The organism is Enterobacillus tribolii (assembly GCF_003363015.1).
GTDB lineage: Bacteria > Pseudomonadota > Gammaproteobacteria > Enterobacterales > Enterobacteriaceae > Enterobacillus > Enterobacillus tribolii.
The window spans coordinates 70,140-86,591 of sequence record NZ_QRAP01000002.1; the positions used below are offsets into that span (position 1 = coordinate 70,140).

17 protein-coding genes are annotated in these 16,452 nt (G+C 56.4%); 9 read left to right on the top strand and 8 right to left on the bottom strand.

The window, feature by feature from the left end; genetic code table 11:
• The first annotated feature begins 101 nt into the window (after positions 1 to 101).
• From C8D90_RS04980 to C8D90_RS21935, 4 genes are all read left to right on the top strand, one after another.
• A complete protein-coding gene (locus tag C8D90_RS04980) occupies positions 102 to 395 on the top strand; it encodes a co-chaperone GroES (RefSeq protein ID WP_147291323.1) in 294 nt (97 codons plus the stop codon).
• A 64-nt stretch (positions 396 to 459) separates the two neighbouring features.
• Entirely contained in the window at positions 460 to 2,103 is a 1,644-nt protein-coding gene (groL, locus tag C8D90_RS04985) for a chaperonin GroEL (RefSeq protein WP_115457334.1), read from the top strand.
• Between the two features lie 255 nt (positions 2,104 to 2,358).
• The gene (locus C8D90_RS04990; RefSeq protein ID WP_115457335.1) at positions 2,359 to 2,706 is read left to right on the top strand and encodes a DUF4156 domain-containing protein; all 348 of its coding nucleotides are present in this window, start codon (positions 2,359 to 2,361) and stop codon (positions 2,704 to 2,706) included.
• A 406-nt stretch (positions 2,707 to 3,112) separates the two neighbouring features.
• The gene (locus C8D90_RS21935) at positions 3,113 to 3,562 is read left to right on the top strand and encodes a hypothetical protein (protein WP_147291324.1); all 450 of its coding nucleotides are present in this window, start codon (positions 3,113 to 3,115) and stop codon (positions 3,560 to 3,562) included.
• A gap of 66 nt (positions 3,563 to 3,628) precedes the next feature.
• Here the strand turns inward: C8D90_RS21935 and epmB are convergent, their stop codons facing one another.
• A complete protein-coding gene (gene epmB, locus C8D90_RS05000; RefSeq protein ID WP_115457337.1) occupies positions 3,629 to 4,657 on the bottom strand; it encodes an EF-P beta-lysylation protein EpmB in 1,029 nt (342 codons plus the stop codon).
• 40 nt (positions 4,658 to 4,697) lie between these two features.
• On the opposite strand from epmB, the gene efp reads away from it, so the two are divergent.
• The 4 genes from efp (at position 4,698) to sugE (ending at position 6,218) form a co-directional block, all read left to right on the top strand.
• On the top strand, positions 4,698 to 5,264 hold the full coding sequence (efp, locus tag C8D90_RS05005) for an elongation factor P (protein ID WP_115457338.1): 567 nt from the start codon (positions 4,698 to 4,700) through the stop codon (positions 5,262 to 5,264).
• 86 nt (positions 5,265 to 5,350) lie between these two features.
• Entirely contained in the window at positions 5,351 to 5,482 is a 132-nt protein-coding gene (locus C8D90_RS05010) for an entericidin A/B family lipoprotein (protein WP_115457339.1), read from the top strand.
• Between the two features lie 80 nt (positions 5,483 to 5,562).
• Positions 5,563 to 5,694, top strand: a complete 132-nt coding sequence (locus tag C8D90_RS05015; protein WP_115457340.1) for an entericidin A/B family lipoprotein — start codon at positions 5,563 to 5,565, stop codon at positions 5,692 to 5,694.
• Positions 5,695 to 5,900: 206 nt separating this feature from the next.
• A complete protein-coding gene (gene sugE / locus C8D90_RS05020; protein WP_115457341.1) occupies positions 5,901 to 6,218 on the top strand; it encodes a quaternary ammonium compound efflux SMR transporter SugE in 318 nt (105 codons plus the stop codon).
• Positions 6,219 to 6,278: 60 nt separating this feature from the next.
• Here the strand turns inward: sugE and frdD are convergent, their stop codons facing one another.
• Genes frdD through frdA form a run of 4 tightly spaced genes read right to left on the bottom strand, consistent with a single transcriptional unit; the run spans position 6,279 to position 9,595 of the window.
• The gene (frdD, locus tag C8D90_RS05025; RefSeq protein ID WP_115457342.1) at positions 6,279 to 6,638 is read right to left on the bottom strand and encodes a fumarate reductase subunit FrdD; all 360 of its coding nucleotides are present in this window, start codon (positions 6,636 to 6,638) and stop codon (positions 6,279 to 6,281) included.
• Positions 6,639 to 6,656: 18 nt separating this feature from the next.
• Positions 6,657 to 7,055, bottom strand: coding sequence for a fumarate reductase subunit FrdC (frdC, locus tag C8D90_RS05030; RefSeq protein ID WP_115457343.1), 399 nt, complete (start codon positions 7,053 to 7,055; stop codon positions 6,657 to 6,659).
• 16 nt (positions 7,056 to 7,071) lie between these two features.
• Positions 7,072 to 7,806, bottom strand: coding sequence for a succinate dehydrogenase/fumarate reductase iron-sulfur subunit (locus C8D90_RS05035; RefSeq protein WP_115457344.1), 735 nt, complete (start codon positions 7,804 to 7,806; stop codon positions 7,072 to 7,074).
• Entirely contained in the window at positions 7,799 to 9,595 is a 1,797-nt protein-coding gene (frdA, locus tag C8D90_RS05040; protein WP_115457345.1) for a fumarate reductase (quinol) flavoprotein subunit, read from the bottom strand. The genes C8D90_RS05035 and frdA overlap by 8 nt, the downstream gene beginning before the upstream one ends.
• A gap of 380 nt (positions 9,596 to 9,975) precedes the next feature.
• On the opposite strand from frdA, the gene epmA reads away from it, so the two are divergent.
• A complete protein-coding gene (epmA, locus tag C8D90_RS05045) occupies positions 9,976 to 10,953 on the top strand; it encodes an elongation factor P--(R)-beta-lysine ligase (RefSeq protein WP_115457346.1) in 978 nt (325 codons plus the stop codon).
• 46 nt (positions 10,954 to 10,999) lie between these two features.
• Here the strand turns inward: epmA and mscM are convergent, their stop codons facing one another.
• From mscM to rsgA, 3 genes are all read right to left on the bottom strand, one after another.
• Complete coding sequence (mscM, locus tag C8D90_RS05050) at positions 11,000 to 14,323, bottom strand: miniconductance mechanosensitive channel MscM (protein WP_115457347.1); 3,324 nt, start codon at positions 14,321 to 14,323, stop codon at positions 11,000 to 11,002.
• Between the two features lie 54 nt (positions 14,324 to 14,377).
• Positions 14,378 to 15,259 carry an archaetidylserine decarboxylase gene (asd, locus tag C8D90_RS05055; RefSeq protein WP_115457348.1) on the bottom strand — a complete coding sequence of 294 codons (882 nt, stop codon included), beginning with the start codon at positions 15,257 to 15,259 and terminating at the stop codon, positions 14,378 to 14,380.
• Positions 15,260 to 15,367: 108 nt separating this feature from the next.
• The gene (rsgA, locus tag C8D90_RS05060) at positions 15,368 to 16,408 is read right to left on the bottom strand and encodes a small ribosomal subunit biogenesis GTPase RsgA (RefSeq protein ID WP_115457349.1); all 1,041 of its coding nucleotides are present in this window, start codon (positions 16,406 to 16,408) and stop codon (positions 15,368 to 15,370) included.
• Positions 16,409 to 16,452 lie beyond the last annotated feature (44 nt).

The window sequence follows — 16,452 nt, forward strand, 5'->3', positions numbered from 1 at the left end:
GGGGGAAGGACGCCCCAATCTAGGTTATCACGAGTCAGGAGACGGTAAGTTTCCGGCGTTCAACCCAAAACGATATGGACCTTCTCAAAGGAGAGCTATCAATGAATATTCGTCCACTGCACGACCGTGTAATCGTCAAGCGCAAAGAAGTCGAATCTAAATCTGCTGGCGGGATCGTTCTGACCGGTTCTGCAGCGGGTAAATCCACCCGTGGCGAAGTGATTGCAGTTGGCAAAGGCCGCATTCTGGAAAACGGCGACGTTAAACCGCTGGACGTTAAAGTTGGCGATATCGTGATTTTCAACGATGGGTATGGCGTAAAAACCGAGAAAATCGACAACGACGAAGTGCTGATCATGTCTGAAAGCGACATCCTGGCCGTTGTTGAAGCCTAATCCGCTTAAGCAAACGTAACGCGAATTTTTAACCTGAATCGAACGAATTTGTAGGGAAATCCTTATGGCAGCTAAAGACGTAAAATTTGGTAACGACGCGCGCGTAAAAATGCTGCGCGGTGTGAACGTACTGGCAGACGCAGTGAAAGTCACCCTGGGCCCGAAAGGCCGTAACGTGGTTCTGGATAAATCTTTCGGTGCGCCGACCATCACTAAAGACGGCGTTTCCGTAGCGCGTGAAATCGAGCTGGAAGACAAGTTCGAAAACATGGGCGCCCAGATGGTGAAAGAAGTTGCTTCCAAAGCTAACGACGCTGCGGGCGACGGCACCACCACCGCAACCGTACTGGCTCAGTCCATCGTTAACGAAGGTCTGAAAGCCGTTGCTGCGGGTATGAACCCGATGGATCTGAAGCGTGGTATCGACAAAGCCGTCGTTGCCGCCGTTGAAGAACTGAAAAAACTGTCCGTTCCCTGCTCAGACTCTAAAGCCATTGCTCAGGTTGGCACCATCTCCGCCAACGCCGACGAGACCGTGGGTAAGCTGATTGCCGAAGCGATGGAAAAAGTCGGTAAAGAAGGCGTTATCACCGTTGAAGAAGGTACCGGTCTGCAAGACGAACTGGACGTGGTTGAAGGTATGCAGTTTGACCGCGGTTACCTCTCTCCTTATTTCATCAACAAGCCGGAAACCGGGTCTGTTGAGCTGGAAAGCCCGTTCATCCTGCTGGCTGACAAGAAAATCTCCAACATCCGCGAAATGCTGCCGGTTCTGGAAGCCGTTGCCAAAGCAGGCAAACCGCTGCTGATCATCGCCGAAGACGTTGAAGGCGAAGCGCTGGCTACCCTGGTGGTGAACACCATGCGCGGCATCGTGAAAGTGGCTGCCGTTAAGGCGCCGGGCTTCGGCGACCGCCGTAAGGCCATGCTGCAGGATATCGCTACCCTGACCGCCGGTACCGTGATTTCTGAAGAAATCGGTATGGAGCTGGAAAAAGCGACCCTGGAAGATCTGGGCCAGGCCAAGCGCGTGGTTATCAACAAAGACACCACCACCATCATCGACGGTGTGGGCGACGAGTCTGCGATTTCTGGTCGCGTAACCCAGATTCGCCAGCAGATCGAAGAAGCAACCTCTGACTACGATCGTGAAAAACTGCAGGAGCGCGTGGCTAAACTGGCCGGCGGTGTTGCTGTCATCAAGGTTGGCGCTGCCACCGAGATGGAAATGAAAGAGAAGAAAGCCCGCGTTGAAGACGCCCTGCACGCGACCCGTGCTGCGGTGGAAGAAGGCGTGGTTGCCGGCGGCGGCGTGGCGCTGATCCGCGTGGCTAACAGCATCTCCGGGCTGACTGGTGATAACGAAGACCAGAACGTAGGTATCCGCGTTGCTCTGCGCGCAATGGAATCTCCGCTGCGTCAGATCGTGGCTAACGCCGGTGAAGAGCCGTCCGTTGTCGCTAACAAAGTAAAAGATGGCGAAGGTAACTACGGTTACAACGCGGCTACCGAAGATTATGGCAACATGATCGACATGGGTATCCTGGATCCGACCAAGGTAACCCGTTCTGCCCTGCAGTACGCAGCTTCTGTCGCTGGTCTGATGATCACCACTGAGTGCATGGTGACCGATCTGCCGAAGGAAGACAAAGCCGATCTGGGTGCTGCCGGTATGGGCGGCATGGGTGGCATGGGCGGAATGATGTAATCCGCCGGGCTGACCGTCCAATCGCATTAAGCCTGAACCCCCGCCTTGTGCGGGGGTTTTTTGTTGTTGGCTGCGTAATTTGATAATTTTTTTGCGCCCGGTGAGGACATGCAATAACATGCGCTTGAACAACCGGCAATTTAATGAACTGGACGGTGGCGGCCGGGGCCGCGCAGGTCACGCAAACCTAAGTGTCCTGCGGGTTTTTTTGGTAGAATCAGGCTGTTACTCTCTATATATCAAGTGGGGAAGAAGATGCGGATGAAAGGGTTACTTGGTCTGGCGGCGATAATGCTGCTGGCAGGGTGCAGCACCACCCAACAGTTGGACGCCGCCGGACAACAGGTAAGATTTAGCGACACCAAGCCGGGCACGGAATGCCAGTTGCTGGGTGAGGTGACCGGTTCGCAAAGCAATTGGCTGTCGGGCAGCGGCGGTGAGTCCAGCTCAATGCGCGGCGCAGCCAATGATTTGCGTAACAAGGCTGCGGCAATGGGCGGAAACGTGATTTACGGCGCAGTCAGCCCGAGCGAAAGTTTCTGGTCCAGTTTTGCCCCGCTGGACAGCAAAATGAGCGGTCAGGTTTATAAGTGCCCTAACTGATCCGCTGTTCTGCGCAAAATTCTGATCCGGAGCCTTGGTTCCGGATTTTTTTTGCCTGAACCGCGTTTGCTCCGAAAATTGCATAAACTGTGGCGGCGTTTATGCTTACTAACGATACAATCCCGCGTCCGGGGAGAAAAGCAGGATAAATTATTGCGTTATTATGCCGATCTGAGGCAAGTTTTTGTGCAATGATGGGCTATAGTGGTTGCTTGGGAATTATCTGTATGTAGAATTTGCCATCAGAGGCATTCTTGTTTCGGGCATATGATCGGCAGGAACGTTCGTTGACGTTTTTCTGATGCGTGTGACGAACGGACAAAAATAAATAAAAAATTAAAGGCATGGTGACGAGAAGCTCTCCCAACGGTTTCCATCATGCTGGAATAAGAGGAAACAGAAAAGCATGGCTTATCAGAGTAGTTTTATGGGCGTGAGGCTCAGGATGTTCCTGCTCCCCTTGTTGGCAGGCGTAATCGCGCTCAGCGGTTGTCAGTTACCGTCGAAGAAGGCTGACACTCAGGCACCTGCTGTTGAGGAGCCTCAGCCGCAGCCGGAACCACAGCAGCCGGCCATGAGCGAAGTGCAGCAGGCGAAAGCCAACTACGTTCTTCAGTGCCAGAAAGAGCTGGATGCGCTGAAAACCATCAATATGCGAATTTACGAGCAGAAGAAGTCGTCATTCGACAATCTGGTGAGTAATGCGTCTATGTATCGTTCGCTGCGCGGCCAGATTAACGAAACCACCCGTAATACCATGGATGCGCTGTACGAATTCAAAGCAAACCAAATCTGTGCGGATATTCGCCAGACGGTAATGCAGAACCTGATCCGTCAGGGCGAGCGCGTTCGCTAAGAACACGCGGATAAGCCATCTGTTTACGTTAAAAGCCGGCTCTTGCCGGCTTTTAGCATTCCTGATTTACTGCTGGCGCAAGTGAAGATCGAGCGGCGTTTTGCTTGGCTCACCACCAATCTCACGCGTCAGGCGCGGAACCAGATAGCCGGAGACCTTGCGCAGCAATTGCTGCATGATGACGCGGGCCTCATCGTCCGTGACCATGAAATGCGCCGCGCCCTTCACCTTATCCAGAACGTGCAAATAGTAAGGCAGGATACCCGCATCAAACAGCGCGTTGCTGAGCTGTGCGAGCGTATCCGCATTGTCATTCACCCCTTTAAGCAACACGCCCTGATTGAGCAGCGTGACGCCGGCCCGTTTCAGCGCCTGTAAGGCTGCCCGCAGCTCGTCGTCAATCTCATTGGCATGATTGATGTGCGTAACCAGCACGATCTGTAGACGTGAGCGGGAGAAGCGTTCGCACAGGGCGGGCGTGATGCGCGCCGGAATCACCACCGGCAAACGGCTGTGAATACGCAGGCGCTTCAGGGAGGGAATGGCTTCCAGCTCCTTGATAAGCCAGTCCAGCTCATGGTCTTTCGCCATCAGCGGATCGCCGCCGGAAAAGATGATCTCATCCAATTCAGGATGCTGGCGGATGTAGTCCAGCGCATTCTGCCAGTTGGCTTTGGAACCCTGGTTGTCCTGATACGGGAAATGGCGGCGGAAACAGTAACGGCAGTTGACCGCGCATCCGCCCTTCACCAGCAACAACGCCCGGTTGCTATATTTATGCAGCAGGCCGGGAACGGCGTTGTGTTGTTCTTCCAGCGGATCGGTGGAGTAACCGGGAACATCGGCAAACTCGGCGCCGGCGGTGACGACCTGGCGCAGCAACGGGTCATGGGGATCGCCCGCCTTCATGCGCCGGACGAACGCGCGCGGCACGCGCAGGGGGAAAAGCCGCCTGGCGGCGATGCCGGCGACGAGTTCCGGATGGTGTTCCAGCGCCAGGCAGGCGAGCAATTCTGCGGGGTCGGTGATAACATCAGCAAGTTGCTGCCGCCAATCTTCTCTCGGCGGCGTGTTTTGGGTTACAATATGTGCCATTTTTGGCTTTACTACCCGTATTTAATATCAGAGGGCCTTTATGGCGACTTATTCTAGCAACGATTTCCGCTCCGGTCTTAAAATCATGATGGACGGCGAACCTTACGCCGTAGAATCCAGTGAGTTCGTGAAGCCCGGTAAAGGCCAGGCTTTCGCCCGCGTTAAAATGCGCCGCCTGCTGACCGGCAAGCTGATCGAGAAAACCTTTAAGTCCACCGACACCGCCGAAGGCGCTGACGTGATGGACGTCAACCTGACTTACCTGTACAACGACGGTGAGTTCTGGCATTTCATGAACAACGAGACGTTCGAACAACTGGCCGCAGACGCCAAAGCCGTGGGTGACAACGCCAAATGGCTGCTTGACCAGGCCGAGTGCGTCGTGACCCTGTGGAACGGCCAGCCGATCGCCGTGACTCCGCCGAACTTCGTTGAGCTGGAAATCGTCGATACCGATCCGGGCCTGAAAGGCGACACGGCGGGTACTGGCGGTAAACCGGCTACCCTGACGACCGGCGCTGTGGTTAAAGTGCCGTTGTTCGTTCAAATTGGCGAAGTGATCAAAGTCGATACCCGTTCTGGCGAATACGTTTCCCGCGTGAAATAAAATGCCGGCGGCGGCGTGACATGCGTCGTCGAAATAGGGTAAAAAAACCGCGTGCGCGCGGTTTTTTTTCGTCGGAGGAAGGGAGAATGTTGAAGAAACTTGTACTGTTGGCGTTGATGCTGGGGATGGCGGGCGCACTGAGCGCGTGCAATACCGCCAGAGGATTCGGCGAGGATGTCCAAAGCCTGGGCGGCGCCATCTCGCGCGCGGCAAATTAATCACGATTTGTCGCTGAAATGGAATAATTGTCTATCCTTAACAGAGCGTAATTTATTGTTCTGATGATAAGGAAGGCAAGATGATAAAAAAATGCATTGCGTTTGTTTGTTCCATGCTGGTTATGGCGACGTTGGCTGGCTGCAATACCGTGCACGGCGCGGGAGAGGATGTAGAAGCAGGTGGTCAGGCGATTCAACGTAGCGCGCAGTAATAAATCCGATATGTGACGGGCGCGAAAGGTTGAGTATTCGCGCCCTTTATCCCTCCGGCGGGCGGAGTTAACTTTTACGCCGGAATAGAGTAATCTTATCCGTGTGACGCCATTGCTGGCGTGACACCATCTCTGACTACGCGGGACGACCCGTGTACGTATCATAGTAACGAGGGACGGCCCTCTCCTGTTACCGGAAGTTCGTTATGTCCTGGATTATTTTATTTATCGCCGGGCTGCTTGAGGTCGTCTGGGCCATTGGCCTGAAATACACCCATGGTTTTTCCCGCTTAACGCCGAGTATTATCACCATTGTTGCGATGGTCGCCAGCATGGTGTTGCTGGCGCACGCGATGAAAACCCTGCCAGCGGGAACGGCGTATGCCGTTTGGACGGGGATCGGCGCGGTAGGGGCTGCAATTATGGGCATCGTGCTGTTGGGGGAATCAGCCAGCCTGGCGCGTATCGCCAGCCTGTGTCTGATTATCGTCGGCATTCTGGGACTGAAATTCAGTACCCATTGAGGATGCCGCTGAAGAAATAAAAAAGCCTCCCGCGGGAGGCTTTTTCCGTTAATGGCGCAATTACAGCGTGAAAACGCCGATCAGCGTCACGACGCTCAGGATGGTCGCCAGTCCGTAGAATATCCACTTAGCAGCCGGGATATGAATTTTCAGGTCATGCATCATGTGATGCAGACGGTGCAATCCAAGCCACAGCGGCAGGATAATCATCAGCAGCAGGAATACCCGGCCGATGAAGCTCTGACAGAAGCCCAGTACGCGCTCGAAGCTCAGCGCATCTCCGGGAAACAGGCCCAGCGGCAGCAGGATCCCAACCAGCAGGATGATTGCCGGCGCGACGATGGCGGCCCACATGCCGCCAGCGCCGAACATGCCCCAGAAAACCGGTTCGTCAGAACGTTTGTATGCTTTGTTATCCACAATGTTCTCCTTAATCGGTTACAGCAGCGCTATGGCCAGAATGATCGCGGTAACGATGATCGTTACGGCCCACAGGGCTTTGATCATCGGGCCTGGCCCCATTTTTTCATCGTGAACCACGATGTTGGCTGCCTTGGGCGCCAGTTCGAACCAGGTTTTGGTATGCAGTACCGCCATCAGCAGGCTGATGATGTTAAGCACCAGCACCAGCGGGTTTTGCAGGAAGCCGACGAAGCTTTCCCATCCCGCCATGCCGCCTTTCAGTGAGAACAGGCCGTAGATCAGCACGATGCTGAACCAGACATTGCCCAGCGCCGTACCTTCACGCAGCATGTAGAACTTATAAAAGCCCAGCTTCTGCCACCAGTTCGGTGCCATTCCCCGCACATAGGGTTTACGTTTTGTCGATGTCGTCATGGATTCCGTCCTCCCCTTATTGCGGTTTCAGCATTGCGATCATGAAGTCTTTGGCGCTTTCTACCTTGCCCTGCTGGATGGCAGCGGCCGGGTCGACGTGCTTCGGACAGACTTCAGAGCAATAACCGACAAACGTACAGCTCCAGACCCCATTTTGGGTGTTCAGCACCGGCATACGCTCTTTCTTACCGTGGTCGCGGTTGTCGAGGTTGTAGCGGTGCGCCAGGGTAATTGCCGCCGGGCCGATAAACTCAGGGTTCAGGCCGAACTGCGGGCAGGCGGCGTAGCACAGACCACAGTTGATGCAGCCGGAGAACTGATGGTATTTCTCCATCTGCGCCGGCGTTTGCAGGTTGGGGCCTTCTTCCGTCTTGCGGTTGTTGCCGATGATGTACGGCTTGATGGCTTCGAGACTCTCGATGAAGTGAGTCATGTCGACCACCAGGTCGCGCTCAACCGGGAAGTTACCCAGCGCTTCAACGCGCATCCCGCTGGTGTAATCACGCAGGAAGGTCTTACAGGCCAGCTTCGGTACACGGTTAACCATCATGCCGCAGGAACCACAAATCGCCATACGGCATGACCAGCGGTAAGAGAGGTCAGGAGCCAGGTTATCTTTGATATAGCCCAACGCATCCAGCAATGACGTCGCCTCGTCGTAAGGTACGTCGTAGGTCACGAAATGCGGCTCGGCGTCCTTTTCCGGGTTATAGCGCATGACCTCTATTTGCAGGACTTTCATCTCAGCCATTCGCTTGCTCCTTATTCTTTTCCTGAGCTTCTGCTTCCGCGCCGTAAACACGTTTGGCCGGCGGCAGGGTGGTGATTTTCACATCGCTGTATTCAATGCGCGGGGCGCCGCCCTGCGGATCAATGTACGTCAGCGTGTGCTTCAGGAAGTTTACGTCATCACGCTCGGTACAGCCTTCATCCAGGCGCTGATGCGCACCGCGCGACTCGCGGCGGTTAATGGCTGAATGCGCCATACATTCGGCGACGTTGAGACCGTGGCCCAGCTCGATGGTGTAGAGCAGGTCGGTGTTGAATACGCTGGACGTGTCAGTGATCTTGACGCGCTTGAAGCGTTCTTTCAGCTCCGCCAGTTTATCGACGGTCTTCTGCATCAGTTCCGGCGTACGGTAGATACCGCAGCCTTCTTCCATGGAGATGCCCATCTCATCGCGGATCTTGGCCCAGTTTTCGTTACCTTCCTGGTTAACCAGGGCTTTCAGGTTGGCTTCGATGTCACGCACTTGTGCATCCAGCGCCGTACCGTTGGCCGGTTGGGCTTCCTGCGCGCGCTGCAGGGCGTTCTCGCCCGCAACGCGGCCGAAGACCACCAGTTCAGCCAGGGAGTTGGAGCCGAGGCGGTTAGCGCCGTGCAGGCCAACAGAGGAGCATTCGCCCACGGCGAACAGCCCTTTGATTCTGGTTTCGCACTGCTGGTTGGTTTCGATACCACCCATGGTGTAGTGCGCGGTCGGGCGTACCGGAATCGGCTCTTTCACCGGATCGACGCCGACGTAGGCTTTCGCCAGTTCACAGATGAACGGCAGACGTTCCAGCAGCTTCTTCTCGCCCAGGTGACGCAGGTCGAGGTAGACCACGTCGCCGCGCGGCGTTGAAATGGTGTTGCCTTTACGCCATTCGTGCCAGAAGGCCTGGGAAACTTTGTCGCGCGGACCCAGTTCCATGTATTTGTTCTTCGGCTGACCCAGCGGGGTTTCCGGGCCCATTCCGTAATCCTGGAGATAGCGGTAGCCGTCTTTGTTAACCAGGATCCCGCCTTCGCCGCGGCAGCCTTCGGTCATCAGGATGCCGGAGCCGGGCAGGCCGGTCGGGTGATACTGAACGAATTCCATATCACGCAGCGGAACGCCGTGTTTGAACGCCATGCCCATGCCGTCACCGGTGACGATGCCGCCGTTGGTGTTGTAACGGTAAACGCGACCGGCGCCGCCGGTAGCCAGCACGACTGCGTTGGCGCGAATCTGCACCATCTCGCCTTCCATCATATTGATGGCGACCAGGCCGCGGGCCTGTCCGTCGTCAACCAGGATGTCCAACACGAAGTGTTCGTCAAAGCGCTGGATCTGCGGATATTTAAGCGAGGTCTGGAACAGGGTGTGCAGCATATGGAAGCCGGTTTTATCCGCGGCGAACCAGGTGCGTTCGATTTTCATCCCGCCGAAGCGGCGCACGTTGACGGAACCGTCGGGTTTACGGCTCCAGGGACAACCCCATTGCTCCAGCTGCGTCATTTCACGCGGGCAGTTATGCACGAAGTGATCGACGACATCCTGTTCACACAGCCAGTCGCCGCCAGCGACGGTGTCATGGAAATGGTATTCAAACGAGTCGTGAGCCTGTGTGACAGCGGCAGAACCACCTTCTGCGGCCACGGTGTGGCTACGCATCGGGTAGACTTTCGATATCAGCGCAATCTTTAGCTGGGGATTGGCTTCCGCCGCGGCAATCGCCGCACGTAAACCAGCACCCCCAGCCCCGATGATGGCAAGGTCTGCGTTAAAGGTTTGCACTGCATTCCTCCAAGTATTCAACATAAAAAATAAAACGAATAACCATTCCTGACGCACTAAGAGAAGAGTTGACGAATTTCTAATGTTTAGCTTCTTTTAGCTCGTATGGAATGGTTATGGTTATATATTCGTATTAGCAAATTATACCTAACAGGAAGTAGCTTAAAATTGACGTGATCGATTGTTTTGCCCACTTTGATTACCCGTAACAGAGCCGATTTGTAGAAAACGTGATCTCAGCAGGTTTATTTTCCGGGAACGTCCGGAGCAGATTATTATAGCGCTAAATATCATAATCCCCTGTGAAAGCGAGCTGCAATTGTTTGCCGGCGGGGATACGGGTAGACTGCACACCCTGTTTTATATCGGAGTGAATCGTCATGAGCGAAACGGCAAGCTGGCAACCGAGTGCCCCCATCGCCAATTTGTTGAAGCGCGCGGCAATTATGTCTACCGTCCGTCGTTTTTTCGCCGATCGCGGCGTTTTAGAAGTGGACACCCCGGCGATGAGCCAGGCGACGGTGACGGACATTCATCTTTTCCCTTTTCAGACCCGCTACGTCGGGCCGGGAACGCCGGAAGGCATGACGCTGTATATGATGACCAGCCCGGAATATCATATGAAACGCCTGCTGGCGGCGGGAAGCGGGCCGATCTATCAACTGTGCCGCAATTTCCGTAATGAAGAGTCCGGCCGCTATCACAATCCGGAATTCACGATGCTGGAGTGGTATCGCCCTCATTATGATATGTACCGCCTGATGAACGAGGTGGACGATCTGTTGCAGCAGGTGCTGGAGTGCGACAGCGCGGAAACGCTTTCTTATCAGCAGGCGTTTATTCGCCACCTGGACGTTGATCCGCTGTCTGCGGATAAAACCCAACTGCGGGAAGTGGCGGCTAAACTGGATCTGAGCAATATTGCCGATCGTGAAGAAGATCGCGATACCCTGCTGCAATTACTGTTCACCATGGGCGTTGAGCCGCATATCGGGCGTGAACGGCCGGCGTTCGTGTATCACTTTCCTGCGTCTCAGGCATCGCTGTCGCAAATCAGCACCGAGGATCACCGTGTGGCGGAGCGCTTTGAGGTGTATTTCAGGGGCGTGGAGCTGGCGAACGGTTTCCATGAGCTGACTGACGCACAGGAACAACGTCAGCGGTTTGAGCAGGATAACCGCAAGCGTATGGCGATGAATCTGCCGCAGCATCCGATCGATGAAAATCTGCTGGCAGCGCTGGAACACGGTTTACCGGATTGCTCCGGCGTGGCGTTGGGCATCGATCGTCTGATCATGCTGGCGCTGAAGGCGGAAACCATCAGCGAGGTTATGGCGTTTACCGTTGAGCGCGCATAACGGAAACGCAGAGAAAACAAAGGGCCTTTACGGCCCTTTGTTGTTTTTACTGACTGCCCTGAACGTAGGGCCGGCGCATACTTCCCCGCGCCCGGTTCAGGGTGTCCATGCTGACCTGGAACGGCGGGAACGGCAGCGTCAGGCCGTGTGAGCGGTATCCGGCCAGAATCAGCTGGTGGATTTCGTGGCGCAGCGGCATACGGTGAGACATCTCGGAAGCATAAATACGCAGCTCGAAGATCTGTATGCCTTGCTGGATATCGACCAGATAGGCCTCCGGCGGCGGCGTATCCAGCACCAGGGAGCAGTTGTGTGCGGCATTGAGCAGCACCTCCGAGACTTCCTGGCTGTTGGCCTGCGCTTCAGCGGGAACCGTAAGCACCACGCGGGTAACGGCGTCGCTCAGGGACCAGTTGATGAACTGCTCCGTGATGAATGCCTTGTTCGGCATGATGATTTCTTTGCGGTCCCAGTCGGAGATCGTGGTGGCGCGGGTATTGATCTTGGTGACGGTGCCGGTGAGATCGCGGATGGTCACGGTGTCGCCGATCCGGATCGGTTTTTCAAACAGGATCAGCAGGCCGGAAATAAAGTTGGCGAAGATCTCCTGCAGGCCGAAGCCGAGGCCGAAGGTCAGCGCGGCCACCAGCCACTGCAGCTTCGACCATTCGATCCCCAATAAAGAAAAGCCGACCAGCCCGCCCATGATCATCAGAACGTATTTGGTCATGGTGGTGATGGCGTAACCGGTGCCCGGCGTCAGGCTCAGGTGTTGCAGCAGGCCCAGCTCCAGCAGGGCGGGCAGGTTCTTGACCAACTGTATGGTGACGATCAGCACCAGAATGGCGATCAGCAAGTCGCCCAGCGTGATGGGCTGGATGCTGTCCACGCCTTTCACGGTGGTGGTGACTTCCCACAGATGAATGTTTTCCAGGAAAGAGAATGCGGAATGCAGTTCAGACCACAGCAGGATCATCGCAACCAGCGCGATCATGGTCATCATTGAGCGCACCAGCCGCAGCGACTGCGCGCTGATGGCGTCGAGATCGACCACCGGCTCTTCGATGCTGTCCTGACTTCCCTCATTGCTGCTCTGATGGGCGCTTTCTTCCTCGTTTTTGGTTCGCTTCTCCAGACGCTCCGCCCGGCGCTGTTTGGCGCGATCAAAGGCGATACGCCGGCGCTGAATCAGCATCCAGCGGCGCACGATGTAATAGATGATAAGCAGGAAGAACCAGATCGCCACGGAGCTTTCCAGGCGCGCCAGCAGAATCTGCGCGGTGGAGAGGTAGCCGAATATCGCCATCAGGGCGGCCAGAATCGGCGCGCACAACAGCAGCCACCACAGGGCATGGTTAATGATGTTTTCGCCGCTGCCTTCTTTGTCGAGATAGAGCGGGATGCCGGCGCGTTTCAGGGTGATGGTCAGCAGGCTCAGCGCGATGCAGAGCATCAGGAAACAAACGCGTCCCAGCGTGCCGGCAAAGGCCCGGTCATCAAGGTTGTCGAAGGTGACCAGCGCCATCAGCAGAGGAACGATCAACCAGACGGACATTTGGTAATAGCGCATGGCGCGCTTAACCGGCGTTTCCCCCCAGCGGAAATGGACGATGAACAGTCCGTTCGGCCGGGCGAACGCCGCGCCGATCATCAGGATCCACAGCACGGGCAGCGCGGCGGTTACGCCATCGCCGATGGCGACGGCAACCGGGTACGGCCAGGCGCTGCGCAGTCCGTATCCGACCGCCGCCCACAGCACGGGCAATGGCAACGCCACCAGAATCGACCAGAGAACGGTACGTAACGTCAGGACAATATGGTCCTGGGTAACTTTTCCCACTTTACTGCTGGCGCGATCGAGAAACGCATTATAGTGGCGGCGGGAGTAAATGCTGAAGCCGACCAACAGCAGGGCGCCGAACAGCGGCGGCAGCGTTTCGCTGCCGCTCAGCATCATCAGGAAGGCGCGGCTGAGCTGCGACAGCGTATCCAGCGACAGCAGCCGTTGCAGGTTTTGCAGAAACTGCAACGGGAAGGAGAGGTTTATCGGGTCTACGTCCGCCGCCCAAAATAGGTAACGGTGAGTCGCCTCTTTGATCTCGTTCAGGGCATCGCTCAACTGGGTGTTCGCGACTTTCAGTTTGGTCAGTTCGAGGATCAAGCTGTCACAGCCGGAGAGCAGGGAGTTGATCAACTCCCGCTGCGTTTTCAGCAGCGGCGTCAGGATGCGCTGTTGTTCCGCGGTCAGCGGTTCGCCAAGCTCCTGACGAAAGCTGTCGACCGGCTGCATTTTGTCGAGCAGGTTTTCAAAATGCAGGCGCTGAACCCGGACTTTAGCGATGTCGTTGTCCAACTGCTGCGGTTTCGGAATATCCGGCAGCCGGGAAACCTGCGCCCGCAGGGTTTCGCCGAGCACGGCAGAAACGCCGAGCCACTGAGCCTGTTCGCGCAGGGTGCTGAGCGCCTGACGCACCTGCAACGTTTGTGAAGCTGCCGTGCGTTGCTGGGTTGCCAGCTCGTCCATGCGCAGAGCCTGTTGGTTCAGGGCAATGGAGAGCTCCCGGTTAATTTTGAGCTGTTCGGCGACGGAGGCGGGCAAATCCCCGCTTTGTTCCGCCAGCAACTGGGTGCTCTCCAGCGCCTGTTCCGCCTCGCGCTGACGCTGGGTATTCAGCGTATTGCGCAGGGCCTGTAGCTGCGCATCCAGCCGCTCATGACGTTTACGCAGCACTTCGGCCTGCAGGCGCGACAGTTCCTGACGGTTGTTGGCAGAGAGCTGTTCCAGCTCCAGCTCATCGACCAACGCCTTGCGGGCGACGACCTCTGCCTGAATTTGATACGTTTGCGCCTGCCCGAGCGCGGTGGAGGTGGCGGTATGGCCCTGCTGACGGCGCTCCGCTTCGGTCAGTTCCTTGCGTGCCGTGGTCTGTTTCTGCGGCAATTGGCTTAAGGAGTCGCTGATATCCCGTAAACGGTCCTGTTCCTGCTGTAACTGACGTGATACTTCAAGCAGGCGGCTGCTGAGCTGCAAAACCTGTTGCTCTGCGTCGCTGGCGGACAGCTCGGTATTGGTTGGGGCGGGCGTACTTTCCTCGTTGAGCTGCTGGCGCAGTTCGTTGGTCAGTTTGGGAAAGTCGCTGATGGCTTTTTGGTATTGATTGGCGCGCTGGGCTGACTCCTTGCTTTCGTTCAGCCAGTTCAGCGCGCTTTGCAGGGATTCGACGATCTCCGCCTGATTAGCCGCGGTTTTGTTTGCTTCCGCCTGCTGCAGCTCCTGCGTGATCTGCTTTTCATTGAGGGCGGAAAAAGCAATGCCCGGAAGGGATAACAATAGCAACCCGGTTATCAGCCAGGAGGTAATCAGGCGCATGAGGTATTCCTTCACTGCATTGATACATCAACCGGCCGTTTTCCGGCCGATCGCTTATTCGCCGTCTTGAACGCCGCGCTTCCGGCGGGCAAAAAGCGCGCCCATCCGGGTGACGGTTCCCCCGGTCAACGCGCTATTCAGTTCAACGCGCTCCGGCGCGAACAGGTTAATCACGGTGGAGCCGAGCTTGAAGCGTCCCATTTCTTCGCCCTTTTTCAGGATAACCGCGTTTTCGCCTTCCTGCGGGTAGGTCCAGCGGCGGATGATGCCTTCACGCGTCGGGTTAATCGTGCCGCTCCAGACGGTTTCGATGCTGCCGACGATGGTTGCGCCTACCAGAATCTGGGCCACAGGGCCGAATTCGGTATCAAAGATGCAGATCAGGCGCTCGTTGCGGGCGAACAGATTAGGGACGTTACGGGCGGTCAGGGGATTCACCGAGAACAGATCGCCGGGAACGTAGATCATTTCCCGCAGACGACCGTCACAGGGCATATGTACCCGGTGGTAGTCGCGCGGAGAAAGGTACGTGGTTGCAAACAGGCCGTCGGCAAATTCCGCCGCCAGCAGATAGTTGCCGGCCAGCAAAGCCTCAAGGGAGAAATTGTGGCCTTTAGCCTGTAATAAATTGCCCTGCTCAATCTTGCCGAGCTGGCTGATGGCGCCGTCGGCGGGCAGAGCCAGCTCGTCAGCGCCCTCAACGACGGGGCGGGCGCCGTCGCGCAGCGGGCGCACGAAAAATTCGTTAAAAGTGGGGTAGTGGCTGACGTCGGGATGACGTGCTTCCTGCATATCGACTTTGTAAAAACCGACGAACGCTTTGATGACCGTTTTAGTCAGCCATCCCGCCTGTTTGTTTGCGCCCCAGCCTGCCAGCCGGGTCAGGCCTTGTTTCGGGAGTAAATACTGAAGTCTGATCTTGATGCTGTCCAGCACGTTAACCTCTTGATTGTGTCATTAAAAGCGTATCCGGCCTGCTTTTTAACACGTCGCAGGGGGTTTTTCCATCGCCGGAACGGCACTTCCGGCAACCTTTACGTCATCTTAATCGGAAGAGGAAAAGTTTTTACGCGTTTTGACCTGCGCCATACTTTCCAGAATCCGGTGATAGTTTTCAAAACGTTCTTCGGCGATTTCTCCGTGTTCCACCGCGGCGCGAATGGCGCAGCCCGGATCGGTGTCGTGTTTGCAGTCACGGAATTTGCACCCGCCGAGGTAATCGCGGAACTCGATGAAGCCGCGGGTCACCTGTTCCGGGTCGAGGTGCCACAGGCCGAATTCCCGTACGCCGGGCGAGTCAATGACATCGCCGCCGGAGGGGAAGTGGTACAGGCGGGCGGCGGTGGTGGTGTGCTGCCCGAGCCCTGAGTTGTCGGACACCGCGCCTACGTCGATACCGTCTTCTTCCGCGGGCAGCAATGCGTTCAGCAGGCTGGATTTACCCACGCCCGACTGCCCGGCAAAAATGCTGATTCGTCCGGCCAGCTCTGCTTCCAGCTCGGCGATCCCTTCGCCGGTGTAGCGGGAAACCATCAGAACGCGGTAGCCGATATGGCGGTAGATATCCATGGCGGACTGCGCGAACGCGCGGCCTTCATCGTCCAGCAGATCCACCTTGTTCAGTACCAGCAGCGGCTCGATCTCCAGGGTTTCGCACGCCACCAGATAACGATCGATCATGTTGAGCGAAAGTTCGGGCAAAATAGCGGAAACCACGATGACCTGGTCGATATTGGCGGCAATAGGCTTCACGCCGTCGTAATAGTCCGGGCGGGAAAGCACCGACGTGCGTTCATGCACCGCTTCAACAATGCCTTTAACGCCCTCCTGCGCGCCAGCGCGCCATACCACGCGGTCACCGGTGACCAGGGAGGGAACGGTGCGGCGGATATTGCAGCGATACTGCCGGCCGTCGCTGGCCTCGACATCCGCATGTTTGCCAAAGCGGCTGACGACGATGCCATCCTGCGCTTCGCCGAACAACGAATCATCAGGCTCCCCTTTTGGTTCCGCCCGGTTAAGACGGCGCTGATGGTTGGCCTGTACTCTGCGTTGTTGCCCCTTAGACAGCTTTTGTTTACTCACTCAGCCTCGCTTTGCTTGAACTACCGGCATTTATCGCCCGTTAC

Bases quoted from the DNA above. Each gene is read 5' to 3' on its own strand.
- C8D90_RS04980 (WP_147291323.1), top strand. From the start codon at position 102: ATGAATATTCGTCCACTGCACGACCGTGTAATCGTCAAGCGCAAAGAA.
- groL (WP_115457334.1), top strand. From the start codon at position 460: ATGGCAGCTAAAGACGTAAAATTTGGTAACGACGCGCGCGTAAAAATG.
- C8D90_RS04990 (WP_115457335.1), top strand. From the start codon at position 2,359: ATGCGGATGAAAGGGTTACTTGGTCTGGCGGCGATAATGCTGCTGGCA.
- C8D90_RS21935 (WP_147291324.1), top strand. From the start codon at position 3,113: ATGGCTTATCAGAGTAGTTTTATGGGCGTGAGGCTCAGGATGTTCCTG.
- epmB (WP_115457337.1), bottom strand. From the start codon at position 4,657: ATGGCACATATTGTAACCCAAAACACGCCGCCGAGAGAAGATTGGCGG.
- efp (WP_115457338.1), top strand. From the start codon at position 4,698: ATGGCGACTTATTCTAGCAACGATTTCCGCTCCGGTCTTAAAATCATG.
- C8D90_RS05010 (WP_115457339.1), top strand. From the start codon at position 5,351: ATGTTGAAGAAACTTGTACTGTTGGCGTTGATGCTGGGGATGGCGGGC.
- C8D90_RS05015 (WP_115457340.1), top strand. From the start codon at position 5,563: ATGATAAAAAAATGCATTGCGTTTGTTTGTTCCATGCTGGTTATGGCG.
- sugE (WP_115457341.1), top strand. From the start codon at position 5,901: ATGTCCTGGATTATTTTATTTATCGCCGGGCTGCTTGAGGTCGTCTGG.
- frdC (WP_115457343.1), bottom strand. From the start codon at position 7,055: ATGACGACATCGACAAAACGTAAACCCTATGTGCGGGGAATGGCACCG.
- C8D90_RS05035 (WP_115457344.1), bottom strand. From the start codon at position 7,806: ATGGCTGAGATGAAAGTCCTGCAAATAGAGGTCATGCGCTATAACCCG.
- epmA (WP_115457346.1), top strand. From the start codon at position 9,976: ATGAGCGAAACGGCAAGCTGGCAACCGAGTGCCCCCATCGCCAATTTG.
- mscM (WP_115457347.1), bottom strand. From the start codon at position 14,323: ATGCGCCTGATTACCTCCTGGCTGATAACCGGGTTGCTATTGTTATCC.